Here is a 21,462-nt window from a genome sequence, read left to right as displayed (position 1 = left end):
GGCCCCGTGTGGCCGCCCCAGGGCAACCACGCAGGGTTGCCCCTACGCCAACCGCCGTAACGCCAGGGACCGTCCATGGAAAAAATCCTCACCAAGCAAGAGATAGAGGCGCTGCTGGCAGCCGTCTTCGAGGGCAAGATCGAGCCCGACAAGGAGCTGGCCAAGGCAGAGGGGATGGTGCTTTCCTATGACCTCTTCAGCAGTGAGGCCAAGGGGAACATTCCCAACCTCGACATCATCTACGACAGTTTCATCCGCTACCAGCGGGGCACCCTGTCGAACCGGCTGGGGCGTATCGTCGAGATCAAAAAGATGGGGGCCGGCGCCTACAAGTTCGACGACTTCCTCCATACCCTGCCGTCGCCGGTGGCCATGGCCATCTACAAGGCCGACCCCCTCAAGGGTGCTGCGTTGGTTGCCTTCGACAGCACCCTCGTTTTCACCATCGTCGACTGCATCCTGGGGGGGACCGGCTCGTCGGTCGTGCCCACCGCCGGTAACAGGATGTTCACCTCCATCGAGCTGCGGCTGGTCCAGAAGATCGTGATGGATATCCTCGCCGATCTGGAAAAGGCCTGGGCTCCCCTCTATCCCACCAAGATGGGATTCATGCGGATGGAGATGAACCCCCGGCTGGTCAACATCGTTCCCCCCGAGTACCAGGTGGTGACCATGGAGATGGAGATCCAGATCGAGGAGATCGTCGGCAAGATGGTCTTCGCCGTTCCCTTCATGACCATCGATCCGGTTCGGGAAAAGCTCAAGTCGGGATCCCAGGTGGACATGATGGCCATCGACCCCCAGTGGTCCTACCGGCTGTCGACGGAGCTCCTGGAGGCCCCCCTCGACCTGTCGGTGGAGGTGGGCGGGGCTACCATCAGCCTGGACGAACTCCTCAACCTGGCCCCCGGCGACACCATCATGCTCGACACCCCCTGCCACAGCGACCTGGAGGTGAAGGTGGGGGGGGTGTCAAAATTCATGGCGACACCGGGGCTTCGGCACGGCAACAAGGCGGCGCAGATCACCACCATACTCGGTAAAGGGAGAGAGCAGTGAGCGACCTCGACAAAGACAACCTGAAGGATGGCGAACTGGATAAAAAGAACCTGAACTTCATCCTCGACATACCGCTGCAGCTCACAGTGGAGCTGGGCCGCACCAAAATCCTCGTGAAGGACGTGCTCCAGCTCAACCAGGGGGCAGTCGTGGAACTGACCAAGCTGGCGGGGGAGCCCCTGGACGTCTTCGTCAACTCGAAGCTCGTGGCCCGGGGCGAGGCGGTGGTGGTGAATGAGAAGTTCGGCGTCCGGCTCGTGGATATCATAAGCCCCAACGAGCGGGTGGAGAAGGTGCTGTGACCCGGCTGGCGGCAACGGTTGCCGCGACGGCGGCCTCCCTGGTGCCGGCCGTTGCCCTGGCGGCGGACGGGAAGGAGAGCCCCGGCCTTGTGGCCCTCACCCTCCAGATGGTGGCATCGCTGGCCGTGGTGCTGGGGCTCATCTATCTCTTCTATCACCTCTCGAACCGCTGGTTCAAGCTGGGTGCCCAGACACGGGGGAGCAGCGAGCGACACATCCGCCTGGTGGAGACCCGCTACCTGGCCCCCAAGAAGTCGCTGGTCCTCGTGGAGGTGGGGGGGGACTTCCTGCTGCTCGGTTCCAGCGGCGATGCCCTTACCTTCATCAAGCAGATCGACATCCTCGAGGAGATCGAGGTGGTCGATGACGCGGAGAAGCGGCCCGTGGCCGCCCTCTTTCAGGGGAAGCTCGATGCCATGGCCGCGAAAATCGCCGCCATGAAGCAGGGGCGAGCAGACTCTCCCGGCCAGCGCGCCGAAAAACTCTGACACCAGGGACGGTGTTGCCATGACCAAACGCATTCTCATCATCCTTACGACCATCGCCGTGGTTACGGGGGTAGCCGCCGCGGCCTTTGCCGAGCCGGTGATCCCGACCCTCTCCATCGGAGTCGGCAAGGCCGGCAAGCCGGGCGACGCCTCCACGGTCATCCAGATATTCTTCCTCATGACGGTGCTCTCCCTGGCGCCGGGGCTCATGATGATGACCACCTCCTTCACCCGGGTCGTGATCGTCCTCTCGTTCCTGCGGCAGGCCATCGGCACCCAGCAGGCTCCCCCGAACCAGATCATCGTGGCGCTGTCGCTCTTTATCACCTTCTTCGTCATGGGGCCGGTCTGGCAGCAGGTGAACAGCCAGGCGATCCAGCCCTACCGGGCAGCCCAGATCACCCAGGAGGAGGCCCTCAAGCGGGCCCAGGTCCCCATGCGCAAGTTCATGCTCTCCCAGACAAGGGAGAAGGACCTGGCTCTCTTCCTCAATCTCTCCAAGATGGCGCGCCCCCGCAATGCCGACGACATCCCGACCCTCACCCTCATCCCGGCCTTCATGATCTCGGAGCTGCGGACGGCATTCCAGATCGGCTTCCTGATCTTCATTCCGTTTCTGGTGGTCGACATGGTGGTGGCGTCGGTCCTCATGTCGATGGGTATGATGATGCTCCCGCCGGTCATGATCTCGCTCCCCTTCAAGATCCTCCTCTTCGTCCTCGTGGACGGATGGGGCCTGGTCATCGGCTCGCTCATCAAGAGCTTTGGGTAAGACCGTAGGGGCGGGGTCCCCCCGCCCGGGCGCGGAAACCGCGCCCCTACACGGTGTCACCAACCGGAGGTATTTCACATGAGTCCCGATCTCGTCGTCCAGATAGCCCGCCGCAGCTTCGAGGTGACGCTGCTTCTTTCAGCTCCGCTCCTCATTTCAGGCCTTGTGGTGGGACTCCTCGTCAGTATCTTCCAGGCGGTCACCTCCATCCAGGAGGCGACCCTCGCCTTCGCGCCGAAGATCATTATCGTCATGGTGGCGATGGTCATCTTCTTCCCGTGGATGATGAGCTACATGAGCGACTTTACCCGGGAGCTGTACGCCATGATCCCCAACATGAGGCATTAGGAGACCCCGAACCCGGTCCCGAACCATGTTTCCCCTGACCACGCCATTTCCGTCAACCAATGATGTCGCCTTCTTCGCCCTCGTGCTGGGGCGGATGGCGGGCATCTTCGCGGCCATCCCCCTGTTCGGCGGCCGGCGGGTGCCCATGAACATCAAGGCCTTGATCATCTTCGCCATATCGGTGGTCTGCTACCCCCTGGTCAAGGCCGCTGTCCCCCAGCTTCCCGGCGACATGCTCTCCCTCGCCATGCTCATGATCCGCGAGACCCTCATCGGCACCTGTCTTGGCCTCCTCTCCCTCATTGTCTTCGCCGCAGTCGAGTTCTGCGGCCAGATCTGCGGCATCCAGATCGGCCTTTCCATCGTCAGCGAGATCGACCCATCCCAGGGGGACCAACAGTCGATCATCTCCATCTTTCAGGAAATGTTCGCCACCCTTCTTTTTCTCTCTCTCGGAGTTCACCACGTGTTCATCGGCGCCCTGGTGGAGAGCTACGCCGTGCTCCCTGTGGGGGCATGGACCATGAACGAGGGGCTCCTGAATTTCCTGGTCCTCACCATCGGGCAGGTCTTTGTCCTGGCGGTGAAGCTGGCGGCGCCAGTTATGGTGACCCTGCTCCTCACGAGCGTGATGCTCGGCATCATGGCGCGCTCGTTCCCCCAGATGAACGTCTTTTTTGTCAGCATGCCCCTCAATATCGGCATCGGCTTCATCATCCTCGGGCTTTCCCTCAACGTATTCCTCCATACCCTCCGGGGATCGTTCGGGGCGCTGGACGAGCAGATCATGACCATCATGAAGCTCATGGGTAAGGGATAGTGTCGGAAGACAAACACTCGAAAACAGAACAACCCACACAGAAGAGGATGGACGAGGCGAAGAAGAAGGGGGTTCCCCACAGCCGCGACCTCACCTCCACCGTCACGCTCATCGCCTCCATGGTCGCCCTCTACACCACCGGCGGCTTCATGTTCAACACCCTCAAGGCGACGAGCAGCGAGATCTTCGGCGCCATGGGGACCTTCGAGGTCACCGAGGCGAGCGTCGAGATGCTCCTGGTCAAGCTCTTCCTCGTCATCCTGCGGGTCTTGGGCCCCTTCATGCTCGTGGTTGTTCTCGTGGGGCTCTGCACCACCGTGGCCCAGGTGGGCTTCTCCGTCAATTCGGAACGAATCACCTTCAAGCTTGACAAGCTGAACCCCGTGGAGAATTTCGGGAAGCTCCTCAACAAAGACTCAATCATGGAGATGGCCAAGGCGATCCTCAAGATCGTGATCGTCGGCTACATGTCCTACAAGATCATGCGCGACGAGCTGGACGGGATCATCTACCTGACCGACACCGACCTGTCCGGCATCCTTGAGCTGATGAAGCACCTCTCGTTCAAGCTCGTGATCCACACCTGCGGCGTGCTCCTGATCCTGGGGGTCATCGATCTGGTCTTCGTCAAGTGGCGGTTCATGGAGAAGCAGAGGATGACCAAGCAGGAGGTGAAGGACGAGCACAAGGAGTCGGAGGGGGACCCGAAGGTGAAGGGGAAGATCCGGCAGATGCAGTTCCAGCAGGCCCAGCGGCGCCTGCGCACCGTCATCCCCACCGCCGACGTGATCATCACCAACCCGACCCACTTCGCCGTGGCCCTCAAGTACGACCGCCTTACCATGGCCGCACCGACGGTTCTCGCCAAGGGGGCCGACCACATGGCCCAGACCATCAAGGCCATGGCCCGGGAACACAGCATCATGCTGGTGGAGAACCGCTTTCTGGCCCGGGAGCTCTACGCCCAGGTGAAGGAGGGGGAGGAGATTCCCGAGGCCCTCTATGCGGCGGTGGCGGAGGTTTTAGCCTACGTCTACAGCCTCAAAGGAAAAGTATAGGGTGGCTCGCGTCAGTCTTTTGTCGCTTGGGGTGGAGGCAAGTTTTCACATGATAATACTAGCTACAATCACAAACACCGTATAGAGCAGCCCCGAACCGATGAGGATTGCCCTTGTCGAAGGACTTGTCTCACTCCGCTTTTTGTCTAAGCGGGTCTCAAAGTCCACTTGGAGATCCCCCTCCAGATTTCTGAGGTACTCAGCAACTGTTTCATTAATCATTCTGTAGCGGTTGTACAACAAGAAACCAAGCCAAAAGGTTCCAAGACACAAAATCCGGAGAGCAATACCTAGCTTGATGGATTGTTGTTGGAGGCTAAAAACGAGAATTGCTTGGCTGACAGTAGCAAAAAGAGAGAACACTGACCACTGAGTAGTGCCAAGACTTCTTTTGTATTCAATTAGCTTGAGATAAAGCTGGAGTTTGCCCGCACTTTCTTCGATCAAAGTGATCTCCCAATGGTTTATAATATTTGCCTAGACTGATGCCAAGTTCCAGTTTTAGGCACTGGAATACGTTCTATAGATTTCAGTTTAAAGGTCAAAATTGCTCCTCGTGGTTCTCGAAAATACCAACCATGGTTCAAATAGCCATTGATCCAAGTATCATATATTGCGCAGCTTCCGCCGGAATCGAGCAAGCCAGCAGCAATTACCCCTTCCTCTGCCAATTGTTCAGCTATCTTTGGTAATTCACAGTCAATTTGATAAATAACGACTGAGCCATATGAATCTATTCCCAATATACTGTGGTAGTAGGTTTCAAAGGGAATTCCACTGTCGATGTGCTTTTGAACAACTTCGTCCACCCTTTGATTCCAACCGTCATACCAGAGGTCATAGGGTGAGAAAAATTCTTTCTGGGCATTTCGTCCAAAAATATGGCGTAGATCATAATCATTTTTCGCTATTTCTTGCGGAGAGACTGCCTTGGAATTCTTGACCAGCGGCACCAAAGAGACTGCCCACTCGAGGCCCCTTGCAACAAGATCTTGGCCATCAAGCGAGAGAACACTATCCATATCAACGTTGAATCTTATGTCCATAAACTTGATTTCTGCTTTGTTTCTCTCATCCGAGAAAAAGCAAGCTGCCCAGTAGCTCCGACTCTCGATGGGTTCATCCTCAAAAAAGAAAATTTGCTTCTCACCAAATCCGGTTTTCATGAAACATGGCCTTAGCAAGTTGGCGGCAACATCGCTGACTGGAACGGCTATCACTGACGGAACGGTTCTGAATCTTTCGCTGTCCTGGGCAACGATTTCGGAAGAGGGTTCTGTCCCAAATTTCATTTCCTTGATGTGTTCCGGAATTTTAAGTTTCTTTGGTTCTTCTGCAAAACGAACAGGGTCGTTTGGTCCCACTGCATAACCTGCCTCCACGTCGCAGGGTTTTTCATGACGCCTCATGTACAGACCGGTCCGATTTCGTTCCGCAGCAAAGGCTATGTGCAGGGCCGCTGACTTTAGTTCATGTGCTGCAATCGTAACGCGAGCGGTACGGTTAATGGCCCTAGGGCGGCCAATCTCTATCTCAATTTTCATTTCCACCTCACGAAAGAATTTTGCCCGCTATCCTGGTAATATCCCCAATCTGGACCCCGGTTTTCCATGAAATCCAACAGTTCTTTTTCAGATAACGCATATTCTCCGAAATCAGGATCAGGATACACACCAGGGACGGAGATTTTTTGACCCCTCACATCGACGCGTTCCCCTGGCTTTACCTCAAGCAGTTGAGAACGCAACTTCTGAAGACCTTTCTGTTTTTTATCCTTAATAAAGGAGGCAGCGGCAAAACAAGCAGCGCCAAGGGTTCCTCGGTCAACATTTTCATTCCCCGCATCATCTTGTTTGCCAGCATTGGAGGATTTTTCAGCGTCACGTTTACCCAAACAAGTCACATTTTGATTATTAGGTGTACATATTGCGTATGCGCCAGTTGTAGTCTTCTGCATCGACAGACCATAGAGTTGGATGCGATTACGAGCGCTATCAATCGCAACTTTGCCAGTTTCCCCTGAGAGAACCCCTCCTGTTAATCGAACAGCATTGACGTCTAGTTCGTCATGAAGCAGAACACAAAAGTCTCCAAGATAACGACCTAAGCTTTCCGCGCAACGTTTAGCGATATCAGAAGCTTTCTTAAAATTGGGATCTTTGCATAGGTTTTTAACTTCCTTCTTGTCATTAGATCCTGTTGTCTCGCAACAGATCATGCGGTGAAGGCGAATTCGGCCATACTCTTCTAGTTGTTTAACAAGCAGGTCTTTAGCCCCTGCAAAAGCCCTCAGAGCAAGCCGTACTTCAAAGAGGAGATCAGGGTCGCTATCAGGGGCATTATATACGACACGAAGAACTTCGGCGCTCACGGGTACGCCATACATAGACCGTCTGTAACCCAAAATCGATCCGCACTCGACTCGCAATGCTTGATACGCCTTAACTTGCTTATTTTCTGTGGCCGCTTCCGTTTCGAGAATTAATCCGATTTCTGCGCTTTCAGGGTTATCCCTTTGTTGAAAGAATTGGCCTTCCCCACGGCGTCCTGCTAAACGTGGAAGGCATTTCTGAGAAAGGTACTCCCCCGCTACACCATTGGGGAAGCCCGGCTTGGGTGGTGCTGCAACATCAAGAACAAGCTTTCCCCATTCGTAGAGCCCAGGGACGAGGGACAATCCTCCCCCATAAGTTTTCAAGATCGCACCAGCGAGACCAGTTCCCAGTTTAACGACTGAAAGAGCGAGGCCTCTAGTTGGGTTGTCTTTAGCTAGAACAACTGCACCGGCCGCTTCTGCGTCACCATCATTCAGTAAGGAGACGAATGGGCTCGACTTCTTGAACTCTTTTTTCCAGGCTCGAGCGACCGCACCGGCGATATCGACTTCCCATATATCGTCGATTTTGTTCTCTGCAATAATATTGCTGAGACCGAACGCCTTCAGCAGGCCGCTGGTACCATTGGGACGGTCCTCCCTCACTGGGCCTGGCCACGCAATACCAATAACCAACTGAGAGTGGTCGATACTCTTTAACGTACCGCCGAAACGCTTCTTGATAAGTTCAACGAGTCGCGTCGCATACTCATTGATGCTCTCACTAATGGCGTCATGCACTGAAAGGTTCTTACTTAGCTCTACTTTCGCTACTGGCAAGGTCGACATTCGAAATATACTATTTTAGATTGATTGAGAAATATTATTAAGATCACTGTTGTAATAGAACAATTGGCACTTGGTTAAAGTACCTCCGATATCAACACCCAATAGCCAGAATTTATTCACAGCAGTATACTTTTCTGACACTTTTTCGCGTATAAGATACTGTTTCAAGTCATTGCGAATCTCGCCGACTGCGAGAGCATCCATTCTGTTCGAACCGAATTGAGTATCAGGCGAGAGACGAGTTTCGAAGTAAACATTTTTTCGTTGGGAGTTAAAGTCGCGGAGGTAGCGGTCAAGAAGCACATTATAACCGCCCTGCACGTAGAGTTCCTGGACGGCTTTCCGCCAATCTTCTGGCTGCATAAAATCTTCGGAATTTTCTTTATCAACCACAGATTCCTGTGTCTCAGATCTTTGAGATGGGATTGCGAGATTTTCCAAATCGATTTCCGCACGGCTCAGACCTGACGCCATGCCGCGGTTCAGGACGGTGGCGAGAAGGAAGTTCGCCAGAACCCGCTTGTGAAGATGATGGTTTTTCGATATTCCATACGGAAGTCGAATCCAGTCGGTAGTAGAACGATCAATACTGATTGGGATGCTGAAGCAGGTTGATGGTTGAAGTCGGTATATGATCTCTGTTATCCGGCGGATGAGAGGGAACGGAACATAGACTGGCTCAAGAGCCTCCTTTTCGTCCCACATGGCATCCTCATCAAGCTTCAATTTTTCCCTTGCTACTTTAATGAGGTGCGAGAACAGATCGCTGGCACGTTCGATTGCAGAACGGGGGCACTTCTCGTATTTATTTTTAAGATCCTTTATGTTGTTTACTGATGGGAACAAGAGCTGCTCGGCGGCGAGGTCATCCCTTAAGAGTACACACAAGGTATATTCCTTTTCTCCTGGAAATGGATGCGGTACCGGCAGTGGCTCGAGGCGAAAGAACTGTTCAAAAAGTTTCGTTTTGTCTCTTTGGAAGAGTTTTGACCAACCTGTTATGACTTCTCCAATGAGCTCTCTGAGGGGTTGCTGTGTCTGAGCACGACCGATTGAGATGATATCGATCTTGTAGAGATTAATGTATATTAAAAATATCTTTTTGCGCCGAATGGTCTCTTTAAAAGCTTCTACATCTTGACAGTTGTCTTTAGTGTCTGTCAATCCGAGATAACTGGGGCGGAAATAAGACCATGTAAAATTTTCATTCTTTTCCTTTGAACTGTTAGAACTGCTCTGTTGCTCGAACTCGAGATATTTTTCGATTTTGGTTGGTACTTCGTCTGTCCAATCTTTATTGCATTCAGCGTCAATATCAAAACCGTCGCTGCTTTCGTTCTTGGGCACTTTGTGATTTCTGGCTTCTCCGATTACAGCCAAGAGCTTCAGTGAATAGAAAAGGCTGTTTTCATCGAAGGCGAGTTTGTCAAGGTTGTTGTTGACTAGACTGATGAAAGCGGGAGTGCCAGATTCTCGCTGTCGTTGCCCTACCGCCGTTTGACAGCGGACAAACAAAGCGACTGTGTTGAGAATCTTGTTGAGAGCGCTCTCATCGATGCCAGTCCACCTTCGCCTGAGCTCGTCGCGGGCTCTGGCTGCGCTATACGCCTCCCAGGCAAATGGTTGAATGTACTCGCAATGAGATTCTCCGACCGCAACGATCAGCAGCAGTGGCAACGAGACAACCCAAGTGCCCTCTGAATTATAGGTTACGGTGCCTGTTTTTTGTGATATTTCCTTTAGGCAATCCGTCAGCGATTTAAAGAGTTCAAAGTAGTTATGTAGGTTTAGGCTCTTTGCAATCTCACAGTAAGGATTGTTTGCTGGGCACTCTTTGCCGAGCAATACCGATTCCAGGAAGAGAAGCATCCGAATTGTCCGCGCAAAGAGGTTCTTGACCTCAGTTTGCGTCTGTGTCATGTAAATGCTGTGTAGCGCTGGCGAAAGATCATGCAGTTGACGGTTCTCTCTCCTTTCGGTCAACGTACAGCTGCTTAATGCGTTTGACCATCGGGAGATCTCCATTCGGATTTTTTCATCCAGGTTGCATTCAAACAAGGTGTCTGCGGTATCATTCTTGAAGTAATAACACGGATCAGTATTATTGGGGCGCCACGCCAGCACACGCAGTATGTCATAATTTTGGAGGTTTTTCCGTAGCTCGCGTATTTGCTCGGGTGTCTTTTCAAATAGGGCTTTCACTGTTCGGCTCCTGTTTAAATAGCTTGCTATGAATATTTAATGTGTAATAATTATTGTATCTTGGGGTAAGGCAATCGCAAGTGGGGACGTAATTTTAGTAGGCAGTCTGACTTGCATCATCCAGCAGTCGACTTTGAGTTGCTGAACATGGGTGACAATGATTCTGCAATTAAAGGAGAGTCAAAAGACAATGAACGATTGTGATCACCAAGCCTTCTCGTTTACAAAATCGGCTGATGCGTTTAATAAATCTGTCGATGGAATAGTCAAAAAACTTACAACCAAAGTTTTAGAGGCAACAGTAAGGTTGCCACTTTCAGACAAAGAACATCCGTTTTATAGTGTTGAAAAAGCAGCTCAGGAAGCTCTTGGGCTTTTTGCAGATTCTCCATTTATTTTAATAGAACGATTAAGGATTTTTGACAAACAACCAGTTGCATTTCATCGAGCGTACCTAGACCCAAAGAGATTTCATGATCCTGATAATTTTTTACGCAGCCATGACTTTGAGACTGAATCACTTATTGATATTTATATTAAACACGGGTACGAGCCAGTATCTCGAGACACTGTATTGATGGCCCGTGGAGCCAATATTTATGAGAAAAACATGATTAATCTTTGGATAAAAAAACTTCAAGACGAAACTGTCGAGCTTGATGATAAATTCAAGTCTGATAAAAAAACTAAACTTTACGACTCTAATCCAATTGTGAGGGTAATCTTGGATGCTGAACAAAAGCTTTATGCCAGCGATACAAAAACTGGAGAGCGTTTTGTTCTAGAGTTTCTTAAAGCTTCATACCTGGAAAATTGGAAATATGAGATTAAGAATCGTCCTGCCTAATCAGTTAAGCTGATCGCTCTTCAATCGCGCAATCCTCGACGTAGCTCGGGCTACGCCTGCGGTTACGCTCAATCGTCGCAGCCAAATCTGGCGCACATACGAACGCGATGGGAGCAGCGGTGGCAGTTGAGAATTGTGCAGGGAAGAAAAAGGCCGGAGCAATGTATGCTCCGGCCTTTTGCCTTCGATACGTCAGCTTGTCATCATGTGTCCAGTTCGGGAAGGAGGATCGCGTTCACGACGGCACGGATACGTTCCGCTGCCTCGATTGCCTGGCTTGCCTGAACCTTGGTTATTGCCGGGTAGTGGGACGGATATTTCAGCGGGACATAGTATCTGTTGAGCAGCCGGCACGGGACGTCAAGTTCATTGAGTGCGCCGTGGGGCTCTAATGCCGAAAGGCATTCGTTATGAAGTGTAACCAGGTCGTGTGTCCTTTCCGGCCTGGTGCCGCTGGACGCAAGCAACGCCTTGAGGAACTTTTCAGCGGCATCATGGCAGAGGATGCACATCTGGGAGTGGAAGTCGTCGAATTCCCTGTAACTGGCCTGGGCGTAGGCGAGATCGCTTTCGGCCTTGGCAAGCCATTCACGGGTAATGGTTCTATACTCATTTTTCATAGATCACTTTTCCCCGGGTAAAGATATCCTTGATGAACAGATCGTTCACCGAGAGCCTTCCGGCAACCTCCGCTGGCGTGTAGACCAGTATGTCGACCGGCACGTGATGGTCCACGTAGCGGTCGACTTCGGCGCTCCGATCCCAAGGATTTTTGTCGGTCTCCTTGATGACGAGGAGATCGATATCGCTTTCTTCGGATGCCGTCCCTTCAGCTAGGGAACCGAATAGGATGATTTTTTCCGGCTGATAGTTGGCCCCGATGCTGGCAATGAGTTTATCCAGTTCAATCTCCAGATGACGCATCAGTTTCTCCATAATAATTGGGCAGTTATGCAACGATTGCATAACCTGTGCATAAAGTCAATTACCGGAATAGGGAGAGTCAAAGTGGAGAGGCCTTGCGGCCTCTCTCTTTTCGGTCGGCTCAGTTCGATATGGGCCGCGGCGTGGTGGCGGAATTGGGCGGCAGGACCGGATGCATGACCAGCGGCTGCTTGCCGGTGAGGGTCTTCATGAACGCGGTGATCTTGTCGGCGTCGTCGTCGGTGAGGGAGATGCCGAGCTGGGCGCTCCCCATGATCTTGACGGCGTCCTTCAGGTTCCAGACCTTGCCCGAGTGGAAGTAGGGCATGGTGATGGCCGCGTTGCGCAGGCTTGGCGACCGGAAGACATACTTGTCGGCCGCCGTGTTGGTCACCTTGAAGCGGCCGGTGTCGTCCACGGGCCTGATCTCGGGGCCCGGGTCCTCCTTGACGCCGAAGGGGAAGTAGCCGGACCCCCCGACGTTGATGCCGCTGTGGCAGGCGACGCACCCCTTGTTCAGGAAGAGGGCGAGCCCTTCCTCTTCGGTGGCGGTGAGGGCCTTCTTGTCTCCTTTCAGGTACTTGTCGAAGGGGGCGTCGGGGGTGACGAGAGTCGCCTCGAAGACCTCGATGGCCTTGGCCACGTTGTCGAAGGTGACCGGGTCTGCCTCGCCGGGGAAGGCCTTTTTGAACAGGGGCTGATAGCCGGGGATGCTCTTCAGGGTGGCCACCAGGTTTTCGGGCTTGTTGTTCATCTCCACCGATGCCTGGACCGGTCCCTTGGCCTGGGCCGCCAGATCCTCGGCCCGGCCGTCCCAGAACTGGGCGATGTTGTAGACGGCGTTCAGCACCGTGGGGGAGTTGCGGGGTCCCTTCTGCCAGCCGTGGCCGATGGATGTCTCCAGGATGTCGGTGCCGCCGAGTCCTACGTTGTGACAGGTGTTGCAACTGATGAGGTGTGACGACGAGAGACGCGGATCGAAGTAGAGCATTTTCCCCAGTTCGACTTTTGCCGGGCTGGCCGGATTCCCCTTCAGGACCGTGGCCTTGGCGGGAATCGGCTTGAAGATCCCCTTGGCTCGCCCCATGACGTCCTCTTTACCCCATGCTGCACCCGCTGCCAGGGCGATCATCGCCCCCCACGCGATAGTCTGTGTCCGCATTCGTATTCCTCCTTGAACGTAAAATTGTGAAACAAATTAAATTAAGTATAGTCCATCGTATCAGGTCTGCAAGGCGGTCAGGAATTGCGGCTGCTTGCATCCCCCCGCAAGCGGGGTTACCCTTGTGCTCAGGTGCACACATTCAGTGCCGGAGGCCGCCGTGACGCTCCATCGCCTTGAGAGGACCCAGTTTCTCCCCATACCTCTGGCCGAGGCGTGGGATTTCTTCTCCGACCCCCGCAACCTCTGCCTCATCACCCCACCCGACCTGGGATTCGCCATCACCTCTCCGGTGCCGGAGCGTACCCACCCGGGGCTCGTCGTTACCTATACCGTGACCCCCTTCCTCGGCCTAGCGGTCCGGTGGGTGACCGAGATTACCCACTGCGCCGAACCCCACCTCTTCGTGGACGAACAGCGCTTCGGACCTTACCGGTTCTGGCACCACCAGCACCACTTCAAAGAAGTGGAAGGGGGGGTGGAGATGCGCGACATCGTCCATTACCGGCTCCCCTTCGGCCCCCTCGGCGGGATGGCTGCCTCCTTCGTGGCCACGCGGCTTCAGCGGATCTTCGATTTCCGCCGTGACGCCCTGGCTGGCCGGTTCAGCGGCTGGGGGTGAGGGGCAGATTATGCTTCCCCGCCCCGCAGCCCCTGGGGTATCATCGACTCCGTCAGCATTATGCCCCAGGAGGTGATACCGTGCAGAAGGGAAAGCCGGCCAAGAAGTACTCCCAGGCGGGGAGGGTTCACGACCTGATCCGCCTCATCGAGGCGCGCCACGGCGTCACCCTTGAGGAGATGGCCGAGGAGACCGGGGTGGACCGCCGCACCGTTCACCGGGACCTGAACGTCATCCACGAGGCGGGGTATCCCCTGGTCTCCGAGTGGCTGAACGGCCGCAAGGCCTACCGCTTTCTCACCCGCTTCAAGGATGTCCCTCCCATCACGTTCACCCTTCAGGAGCTTATGGCCCTGTCGTTTTTCCGCTCCCAGCTCTCCTTTCTGGACGGTACCCCCTTCCGGGAGGATCTCGATGCGGTCTTCCGCAAGATCAATTCGGTCCTCCCCCCCCGTTACGGGGCCCACATGGAGCGGATCGCCGACGTTTCGCTGCCGCTCCTGCAGGGGCGGCGCGACTACGCCCCGGTGGCCGGGCACCTGGAGAGCCTGCGGGACGCCCTCATCTACCAGTACCGGGTGAGGCTCTCCTACCGGGGGGCGGGGAAGGGGCGGGCAACCACCTACGAGGTGGACCCCTACACGCTGGTTTTCTACAAGGGGGGGCTCTATCTCGTTGGGTACGCCCATAACCGCAAGGCCTTGCGAACCTTTGCCGCCGAGCGGATCGCCGGCGTGGAGGTGCGGAAGGAGCGCTTCGAGATTTCCGCCGACTACCGGCCCGAGGAGCGGCTCAGGGGAGCCTTCGGCATCGTGGAGGAGGAGCCCCTGGAGGTGGTGATCCGCTTTTCGCCCGAGATCGCCCACGCGGTCCGGGGGAGGGTCTGGCACCCGAGCCAGACGATGAAAGCCGGGGACGACGGGAGCCTCCTCCTCTCCTTTACCGCTGGGGGGAAGATGGAGATCGTCTCCTGGATACTCTCCTACGGCGAGCATGCCGAGGTGCTGGCGCCCGCCGGGCTGCGCGAAGAGGTGGGGGGGGCGGCGCGGCGCATGGCCGAGAGGTACGGGGCAGCACTTTCTCGCGAAGGGGGCTGAACGGAAAAAGCGGGCGGGACTAAAGTTTTTTCGCGGCCGGCCGATACGGATAAATAGAGTGTTAACAATCCGTATTGCGCGACCCCGTCCTCCCTTTGCGGGTGTCGCGGTGGAGCTTGCATGGGGCTGGCCGAAAAATCCGACAAAATTCTCCGCTATCTCCCGTCGCCGTTGAAGCAGCTCCTGGCCCTTCTTGTCATCATCTTCGCCATCGAGTCGCTGCTCATGACCCTGCTCCCGCTGGTCACGGGCAGCGGCCGTCCCGTTCTCTTCTCCCTCATCGATGTCACATTTCTCGTCATCCTTTCGGCTCCCATCATCTGGTGGGGGATTGTCCGGCCGCTGCGCAACGTGGCCTTCACTGCCGCGCTCCATGCCGATCTCCTTCTTGATCACATTGCCGACGGGATCATCACCTTTGACGGGGCAGGGCGACTCAAGACCCTCAATCCGGCGGCGGAACAGCTCTTTGGTTGCGGGAGCGCCGAGGCGGTGGGGAGGCCCATTGGTGATATCGTGGCGGTCAGGTCGGCGGGAAAGGATCACTCTTTCTTTACCTCCCTTCTCTGCTGCCAGGAAGATGATTCCCGCATTGCTTGCGATGCGGAGGGGATACGGAGCGACGGCAGCCGCTTTCCCGCTGCCCTTACCCTGAGCCGGGTACGGCTGGACGGCGCCTGGACCTTTATCGGCATCATTCGCGACGTGACCGAGAGCAGGGAGGCCGATGAGCTGCTCCACGAAACCAACGAGAAGCTCGATGCCCTGATCCAGGCCTCGCCCCAGGGGATCGTGGCCGTGGATTTCGCCGGTAACGTGACCCTCTGGAACCGGGCGGCCGAGGAGATCTTCGGCTGGAGCGCGGAGGAGGTGCTCGGCAAACCCTACCCCGCCGTCCCCGCGGAGAGGGCCCGCGAGCACGCGGAGCTGCGGGACCTGGTCCTTGCCGGGAAGAGGGTCACCGACGTGGAGTTGCGGCGCCGGCGCAAGGACGGCACTCCCATCGATGTGAGTCTCTCGGCTGCTCCCACCTACGACGGCTCGGGTACTCCGTTCGGGGTTATCAGCATCATCTCCGACATATCGGCCCGCAAGCGCGACGAGCAGGAACTCATCCTCCTCAAGCGGGCCATGGAATCGAGCATCAACGGCATCACCATCACCGACGCGACCCGCCCCGAAAACCCCATCATCTACGTGAACCCGGCCTTCGAGCGGATCACCGGTTACAGTGCCCACGAGGTAATCGGCAAGAACCCCCGCTTCCTCCGGGGAGACGATTGGGACCAGGCTGAACTCAAGAAACTCATGCTGGCCCACCGGGAGGAGCGGGAGGGGTGCTTCGTACTGCGCAACTACCGCAAAGACGGCGTTCCCTTCTGGAACGAACTCTCCATAGCGCCGGTGCGGGACCGCGACGGTGTGGTGACCAGCTACATCGGCGTCATGAACGACATCACCGAACACCGCCGCTACGAGGAGCAGCTCGTCTACCAGGCTACCCACGATCCCCTCACGGGGCTCCCCAACCGCAATCTCCTCCAGGACCGCCTCGGCCAGTCCCTGGCCCTGGAAGCGTTCCGGCGCCGAAACCCCATCTGCGTCATGTTCCTGGATCTCGACAACTTCAAGAAGGTGAACGATACCCTGGGGCACACGGTGGGGGACATGCTCCTGAAGGCGGTGGCGAACCGGCTCAAGAACTGCCTGCGAGGGGGCGATACGGTGTCGCGGCTGGGGGGCGACGAGTACATCATCGTCCTCCCCAACGTGCGGGAGATGCACGATGTGGTGACCGTGGCCAAGAAGATGATCAACGTCTTCGTGGCGCCGTTCCTCCTCATGGGAAACGAGATCTACGTGACCGCCAGCATCGGCATCGCCCTCTTCCCCACCGACGGCGACACCGTCGACACGTTACTCAAGAACGCCGACGCCGCCATGTACCACGCCAAGGAACAGGGGAAGAACAACTACCAGTTCTACTCGGCGGAGATGAACACCCGGGTCTTCGAGCGCCTCTCCCTGGAGACGAGCCTCCACCGGGCCGTGAAGCAGCGGGAGTTTCTCCTCCACTACCAGCCCCGAGTCGACCTGCGGACTGGCCAGATCTGCGGCGTGGAGGCGCTGGTGCGCTGGAACCACCCGGAGATGGGGCTCGTCTCGCCGGCGAAATTCATCCCCCTGGCCGAGGAGACCGGACTCATCGTTCCCATCGGCGAGTGGGTGCTCCGGACCGCCTGCGCCCAGAACAGGGCATGGCAGGATGCGGGGCTGCCGCCGCTGCGGATGGCGGTCAACCTTTCTGCCCGCCAGTTCCGCCAGGAGAACCTCATCGCCATGGTGGGCGAGGTACTCGGCGAGACGGGGCTCGACCCCCGCTGGCTGGAGCTGGAGCTGACCGAGAGCCTGGTCATGCAGCAGGCGGAGAAATCCGCCGCCATCCTCCACGAGCTGCAGGCCATGGGGATAGAGGTAGCCATCGACGACTTCGGCACCGGCTACTCCAGCCTGCTCTATCTCAAGCGCCTGCCGGCGAGCGAACTGAAGATCGACCGTGGCTTCATCAACGAGCTGGCCCACGACAGCGACGACGCCGCGATCGTCTCGGCGATCGTCGCCCTCGGCCGCACGCTGAACCTGAAGATCGTCGCCGAGGGCGTGGAAACCGAGGCCCTGCAGGCGTTCCTGCCCCGCCTCGGCTGCAATTCGCTGCAAGGCTTCCTGCTCGGCAGGCCGATGCCGGCCGAGCAGTTGCTCGCCAGCGTCGCCTGAGCGCCGCCAGCGGCGTGCCACGGGACCTGTCAGAACCGGCAGATTCGCCCATCGCCGTCTCGTTGACTTCCGCCCGCGCTGCGAACACCTTATGTCGCGCCCGCCGGGCGGCATGCCGCGACATGTCACGCCGCCACGACGAGCGTCTATCCAATAACGAGAAAACATGCATGAACAGGCTGTGTGTACTGGGGCTTCTCATCGGGCTGAGCGGGAGCCCGGCACTGGCGGCTGGCCAGGGCGAATCCGGCAATCCACCGGCTACCGACAAGGAGCGTTTCATCGCCAGCCTGATGGCTCGCATGAGCAACGCGGAAAAGATCGGCCAGCTACGCCTGGTCAGCGTCGGCGCCGACCATCCCAAGGAAGCGCTGATGGCGGACATCCGCGCCGGCAAGGTCGGCGCCATCTTCAATACCGTGACCCGCCCGGACATTCGCGCCATGCAGGATCAGGTCCGCCATAGCCGCCTGAAGATCCCGCTGTTCCATGCCTACGATGTGGCCCACGGCCACCGCACCATCTTCCCCATCAGCCTCGGCCTCGCCGCCAGCTGGGACCCCGAGGTGGTCGCCCGCAGCGCGCGGATCTCCGCCCTCGAAGCCAGCGCCGACGGGCTCGACATGAGCTTCTCGCCGATGGTCGACATCACCCGCGACGCGCGCTGGGGGCGGGTCTCGGAAGGCTTCGGCGAAGATACCTACCTGACCTCGCTGCTGTCCGGCGTGATGGTCCGTGCCTACCAGGGCTCCAACCTGGCCGCCCCGGACAGCATCATGGCGGCGGTCAAGCACTTCGCCCTGTACGGCGCGGCCGAAGGCGGCCGCGACTACAACACCGTGGACATGAGCCTGCCGCGCATGTTCCAGGACTACCTGCCGCCCTACAAGGCCGCGGTGGACGCCGGCGCCGGCGCGGTGATGGTCTCGCTGAACACCATCAACGGCGTGCCCGCCACCGCCAACCGCTGGCTGCTGACCGACCTGCTGCGCCAGCAGTGGGGCTTCAAGGGGCTGACCATCAGCGACCATGGCGCGGTGAAGGAACTGATCAAGCACGGCCTCGCCGGCAACGAGCGGGACGCCACGCGCCTGGCGATCCAGGCCGGTGTCGACATGAACATGAACGACGATCTCTACTCGACCTGGCTGCCGAAGCTACTGGCGGCCGGCGAGATCGACCAGGCCGACATCGATCGCGCCTGCCGCGACGTGCTGGCGGCGAAGTACGACCTCGGCCTGTTCGCCGATCCCTACCGGCGCCTGGGCAAGCCGGACGACCCGCCGTTCGACACCAACGCCGAGAGCCGCCTGCACCGCCAGGCCGCCCGCGAGGTGGCTCGCGAAGGACTGGTCCTGCTGAAGAACCGCGACGGTCTGCTGCCGCTGAAGAAGCAGGGGCGGATCGCGGTGATCGGCCCGCTGGCCAAGAGCCAGCGCGACGTCATCGGCAGTTGGTCGGCAGCCGGCGTGCCACGCCAGGCGGTAACCGTCTACCAGGGCCTGGCCAATGCCGTCGGCGAGCGTGCCACCCTGCTCTACGCCAAGGGTGCCAACGTCAGTGGCGACCAGGCGATCCTCGACTACCTGAACAGCTACAACCCGGAAGTCGAGGTCGATCCGCGCTCCGCCGAGGCGATGCTCGAGGAGGCCTTGCGCACCGCGCGCGACGCCGACCTGGTGGTCGCCGTGGTCGGCGAATCGCAGGGCATGGCCCACGAGGCCTCCAGTCGCACCGACCTGCGCATCCCGGCCAGCCAGCGGCGGCTGCTGAAGGCACTGAAGGCCACCGGCAAGCCGCTGGTGCTGGTGCTGATGAACGGCCGACCGCTGTCGCTGGGCTGGGAGCAGGAAAACGCCGACGCGATCCTGGAAACCTGGTTCAGTGGCACCGAAGGCGGCAATGCCATCGCCGACGTGCTGTTCGGCGAGCACAACCCCAGCGGCAAGCTGACCATGTCCTTCCCGCGCTCGGTGGGCCAGGTACCGGTCTACTACAACCACCTGAACACCGGCCGGCCGATGGACCACGACAACCCCGGCAAATACACCTCGCGCTATTTCGACGAAGCCAACGGCCCGCTCTACCCGTTCGGCTACGGCCTCAGCTACACCGAGTTCAGTCTCTCGCCCCTGCGCCTGTCCAGCGAACGGCTGGCCCGCGGCGACACCCTGGAAGCGCGGGTCACGCTCAACAACAGCGGCAAGCGCGCCGGCGCCACGGTGGTCCAGCTTTACCTGCAGGACCCGGTCGCCAGCCTCAGCCGTCCAGTGAAGGAACTGCGCGGGTTCCGCAAGGTGATGCTGGAGCCCGGCGAATCGCGGGAGATCGTCTTCCGCCTCGGCGAGGCGGACCTGAAGTTCTACGACAGCCAGCTCAGGCACACGGCCGAGCCAGGCGAGTTCAAGGTCTTCGTCGGCCTGGACTCGGCGCAAACCGAAAGCCGCAGCTTCACCCTGCTCTGAAGGCGCCGACCGCACCGCCAGCGTCGCCGCCGCGGGCGAACGGCAGCGCCTCAGCCCTCGGCCCTCGGCCCGGAGCCAACACCCGGGCCGGGGGCGGCGCCTGGTTCCCTCAACCGGCGTCCCCTTCCTCCTCGCCGCTCCGCGCCACGCCCTCCGTCAATGCGGCCTGCAACGCCGCCAACTGGCTGTCGAGCGATGCGTCGATGATCCCGATCTCGGTTTCCAGGATGCAACCGCCCTGGTCCAGCCGGGCATCGCCGACCACTTCCAGGTAGCCCACCTCGGGGAAATCCTTAAGCACCCGGGCGACCTGCTCGCGCACCGCGACCAGCTGTTCCGGCTGGACGTGCAGGATCACCTGCTTCTGGTTGCTCACCAATGCCAGTGCCTCGCGCGTGGCCGCCAGGGTCAGCTCGACAGCGTCGTAGTGGCGCAACACCTTGCGCACCGCCTGCAGCACCACCTCGCCAAGCTGGCGATCGACCTGCCGGTAGTAGCGATTGCAGCGCAGTAGCGTTTCCTGGATCAGCCCGGCCTGGCGCAGACGCGCCTCCTCCAATCCGGCCTCCCAGCCCAGGCGCTTCTGCTCCTGGTAAACCTCGTGGGCCTCGCGCTCGATTTCGGCGGCACGCTCGCGTGCCGCTTCCACCAGGCGGTTGGCGCTGAGGTAGTCCTGGTAGTCGCGGGCGCGCAACAGGGCCTGCCCGGGGGCCAGCCGTACGCGACTGGCGTCTAGTTCAACAAATGGAAGCATTCATCGCTCGCTTGTCGGGCGACCTTCAGGCACAGGGTCCGCGCCAGGGATCGCCGTTGTTCGTCGAAGGTCCAGTCCGCCGGGGCCGGCATGGCCTCCAGACGCAGGCGCAGGCGCCGCGAGAAACCGCAGTCGGCATCGCTACAGGCGGCCAGCCAGAAAGCCAGGCCGCAGCGCCGGAAATAGCCGTCTTCCGGGTTTTCCGGCAAGGCCCGCTGCCAGCCGGGCGGCCAGCGACCGATGAGCAGGTCGAGCTGCTCCAGGCAAAAACGCTGGCCCTGTTCGCCGATCTGCGCGCGGATGCGCCGTACCCGCGCACCGTCCAGCACCTGCCGCAAGGCCTGGCCGTGCAGCAGCGCGCCGAGCCAGCCCAGGGTCCGTTCCAGCGCCGCCTGCGGGTAAAGGGCCAGCCCGCCCAGTTGCGCGGGCATGCGGAACGCGCAGTCCAGCTCCAGTTGCTCCAGCAGCCAGGCGTTGAGAACGCTCTGTCGCCGCCAGTCCGGCAGCGCCGGCAGCAACCGCAGCAATACCGCGGGCAAGTGCGACTCGTGGATGTAGCGGGCCGGGCAGAAGCGCAACTGGTAGGCCGTCAATGGCATCGCGC

General features: G+C 58.3%; 21 protein-coding genes. 12 read left to right on the top strand and 9 right to left on the bottom strand.

The window, feature by feature from the left end; all coding sequences use genetic code 11:
• Positions 1-75 precede the first annotated feature (75 nt).
• The 7 genes from fliM to flhB all read left to right on the top strand — a co-directional run bounded on the left by fliM (position 76) and on the right by flhB (position 4,847).
• A complete protein-coding gene (gene fliM, locus RCH91_RS17885; protein WP_306536347.1) occupies positions 76-1,059 on the top strand; it encodes a flagellar motor switch protein FliM in 984 nt (327 codons plus the stop codon).
• The gene (gene fliN, locus RCH91_RS17880) at positions 1,056-1,361 is read left to right on the top strand and encodes a flagellar motor switch protein FliN (protein WP_306536346.1); all 306 of its coding nucleotides are present in this window, start codon (positions 1,056-1,058) and stop codon (positions 1,359-1,361) included. The genes fliM and fliN overlap by 4 nt, the downstream gene beginning before the upstream one ends.
• Positions 1,358-1,849 carry a flagellar biosynthetic protein FliO gene (gene fliO / locus RCH91_RS17875; RefSeq protein ID WP_306536345.1) on the top strand — a complete coding sequence of 164 codons (492 nt, stop codon included), beginning with the start codon at positions 1,358-1,360 and terminating at the stop codon, positions 1,847-1,849. Before fliN ends, fliO begins: the two co-directional genes overlap by 4 nt.
• 19 nt (positions 1,850-1,868) lie before the next feature.
• The gene (gene fliP / locus RCH91_RS17870; RefSeq protein ID WP_306536344.1) at positions 1,869-2,621 is read left to right on the top strand and encodes a flagellar type III secretion system pore protein FliP; all 753 of its coding nucleotides are present in this window, start codon (positions 1,869-1,871) and stop codon (positions 2,619-2,621) included.
• 78 nt (positions 2,622-2,699) lie between these two features.
• A complete protein-coding gene (gene fliQ, locus RCH91_RS17865; RefSeq protein WP_306536343.1) occupies positions 2,700-2,969 on the top strand; it encodes a flagellar biosynthesis protein FliQ in 270 nt (89 codons plus the stop codon).
• A gap of 25 nt (positions 2,970-2,994) precedes the next feature.
• Entirely contained in the window at positions 2,995-3,789 is a 795-nt protein-coding gene (gene fliR, locus RCH91_RS17860) for a flagellar biosynthetic protein FliR (protein ID WP_306536342.1), read from the top strand.
• The gene (flhB, locus tag RCH91_RS17855; protein WP_306536574.1) at positions 3,786-4,847 is read left to right on the top strand and encodes a flagellar biosynthesis protein FlhB; all 1,062 of its coding nucleotides are present in this window, start codon (positions 3,786-3,788) and stop codon (positions 4,845-4,847) included. Before fliR ends, flhB begins: the two co-directional genes overlap by 4 nt.
• A 45-nt stretch (positions 4,848-4,892) precedes the next feature.
• On the opposite strand, the gene RCH91_RS17850 is transcribed toward flhB, so the two are convergent.
• From RCH91_RS17850 to RCH91_RS17835, 4 genes are read right to left on the bottom strand one after another with little or no spacing between them, the layout of a single operon-like run.
• Entirely contained in the window at positions 4,893-5,294 is a 402-nt protein-coding gene (locus RCH91_RS17850) for a hypothetical protein (protein WP_306536341.1), read from the bottom strand.
• Between the two features lie 17 nt (positions 5,295-5,311).
• On the bottom strand, positions 5,312-6,391 hold the full coding sequence (locus RCH91_RS17845) for a hypothetical protein (RefSeq protein WP_306536340.1): 1,080 nt from the start codon (positions 6,389-6,391) through the stop codon (positions 5,312-5,314).
• Positions 6,388-8,010 carry a hypothetical protein gene (locus tag RCH91_RS17840; RefSeq protein ID WP_306536339.1) on the bottom strand — a complete coding sequence of 541 codons (1,623 nt, stop codon included), beginning with the start codon at positions 8,008-8,010 and terminating at the stop codon, positions 6,388-6,390. The genes RCH91_RS17845 and RCH91_RS17840 overlap by 4 nt, the downstream gene beginning before the upstream one ends.
• A gap of 15 nt (positions 8,011-8,025) precedes the next feature.
• Positions 8,026-10,212 carry a hypothetical protein gene (locus RCH91_RS17835; protein WP_306536338.1) on the bottom strand — a complete coding sequence of 729 codons (2,187 nt, stop codon included), beginning with the start codon at positions 10,210-10,212 and terminating at the stop codon, positions 8,026-8,028.
• A gap of 190 nt (positions 10,213-10,402) precedes the next feature.
• On the opposite strand from RCH91_RS17835, the gene RCH91_RS17830 reads away from it, so the two are divergent.
• On the top strand, positions 10,403-11,059 hold the full coding sequence (locus RCH91_RS17830) for a UTRA domain-containing protein (protein WP_306536337.1): 657 nt from the start codon (positions 10,403-10,405) through the stop codon (positions 11,057-11,059).
• Positions 11,060-11,262: 203 nt separating this feature from the next.
• On the opposite strand, the gene RCH91_RS17825 is transcribed toward RCH91_RS17830, so the two are convergent.
• The 3 genes from RCH91_RS17825 to RCH91_RS17815 form a co-directional block, all read right to left on the bottom strand.
• A complete protein-coding gene (locus RCH91_RS17825) occupies positions 11,263-11,679 on the bottom strand; it encodes a HEPN domain-containing protein (RefSeq protein ID WP_306536336.1) in 417 nt (138 codons plus the stop codon).
• Positions 11,669-11,983, bottom strand: coding sequence for a nucleotidyltransferase domain-containing protein (locus RCH91_RS17820; RefSeq protein WP_306536335.1), 315 nt, complete (start codon positions 11,981-11,983; stop codon positions 11,669-11,671). The genes RCH91_RS17825 and RCH91_RS17820 overlap by 11 nt, the downstream gene beginning before the upstream one ends.
• A gap of 121 nt (positions 11,984-12,104) precedes the next feature.
• A complete protein-coding gene (locus RCH91_RS17815; RefSeq protein WP_306536334.1) occupies positions 12,105-13,145 on the bottom strand; it encodes a cytochrome-c peroxidase in 1,041 nt (346 codons plus the stop codon).
• A 160-nt stretch (positions 13,146-13,305) separates the two neighbouring features.
• Between RCH91_RS17815 and RCH91_RS17810 the strand changes: the two genes are divergently transcribed.
• The 4 genes from RCH91_RS17810 to bglX all read left to right on the top strand — a co-directional run bounded on the left by RCH91_RS17810 (position 13,306) and on the right by bglX (position 20,104).
• The gene (locus tag RCH91_RS17810; RefSeq protein WP_306536333.1) at positions 13,306-13,767 is read left to right on the top strand and encodes an SRPBCC family protein; all 462 of its coding nucleotides are present in this window, start codon (positions 13,306-13,308) and stop codon (positions 13,765-13,767) included.
• An 80-nt stretch (positions 13,768-13,847) separates the two neighbouring features.
• Entirely contained in the window at positions 13,848-14,864 is a 1,017-nt protein-coding gene (locus tag RCH91_RS17805; RefSeq protein ID WP_306536332.1) for a YafY family protein, read from the top strand.
• A 120-nt stretch (positions 14,865-14,984) separates the two neighbouring features.
• Positions 14,985-17,639, top strand: a complete 2,655-nt coding sequence (locus RCH91_RS17800) for an EAL domain-containing protein (protein WP_306536331.1) — start codon at positions 14,985-14,987, stop codon at positions 17,637-17,639.
• A 170-nt stretch (positions 17,640-17,809) separates the two neighbouring features.
• Positions 17,810-20,104 (top strand): beta-glucosidase BglX, encoded by a 2,295-nt coding sequence (gene bglX, locus RCH91_RS17795; RefSeq protein WP_073657173.1) that lies wholly within the window; start codon positions 17,810-17,812, stop codon positions 20,102-20,104.
• Positions 20,105-20,213: 109 nt separating this feature from the next.
• Here bglX and pscL read toward each other — a convergent pair whose 3' ends face one another.
• Positions 20,214-20,858 (bottom strand): SctL family type III secretion system stator protein PscL, encoded by a 645-nt coding sequence (gene pscL / locus RCH91_RS17790; RefSeq protein WP_003087735.1) that lies wholly within the window; start codon positions 20,856-20,858, stop codon positions 20,214-20,216.
• Entirely contained in the window at positions 20,837-21,457 is a 621-nt protein-coding gene (gene pscK / locus RCH91_RS17785) for a SctK family type III secretion system sorting platform protein PscK (RefSeq protein WP_003087734.1), read from the bottom strand. The genes pscL and pscK overlap by 22 nt, the downstream gene beginning before the upstream one ends.
• Between the last annotated feature and the right edge of the window lie 5 nt (positions 21,458-21,462).

It is taken from the genome of Geobacter sp. (genome assembly GCF_030834625.1).
Taxonomy (GTDB): Bacteria; Desulfobacterota; Desulfuromonadia; order Geobacterales; family Geobacteraceae; genus Geobacter.
Note: the sequence above shows the minus strand (reverse complement) of the source record. Positions and strands in the feature narration are given on the sequence as shown.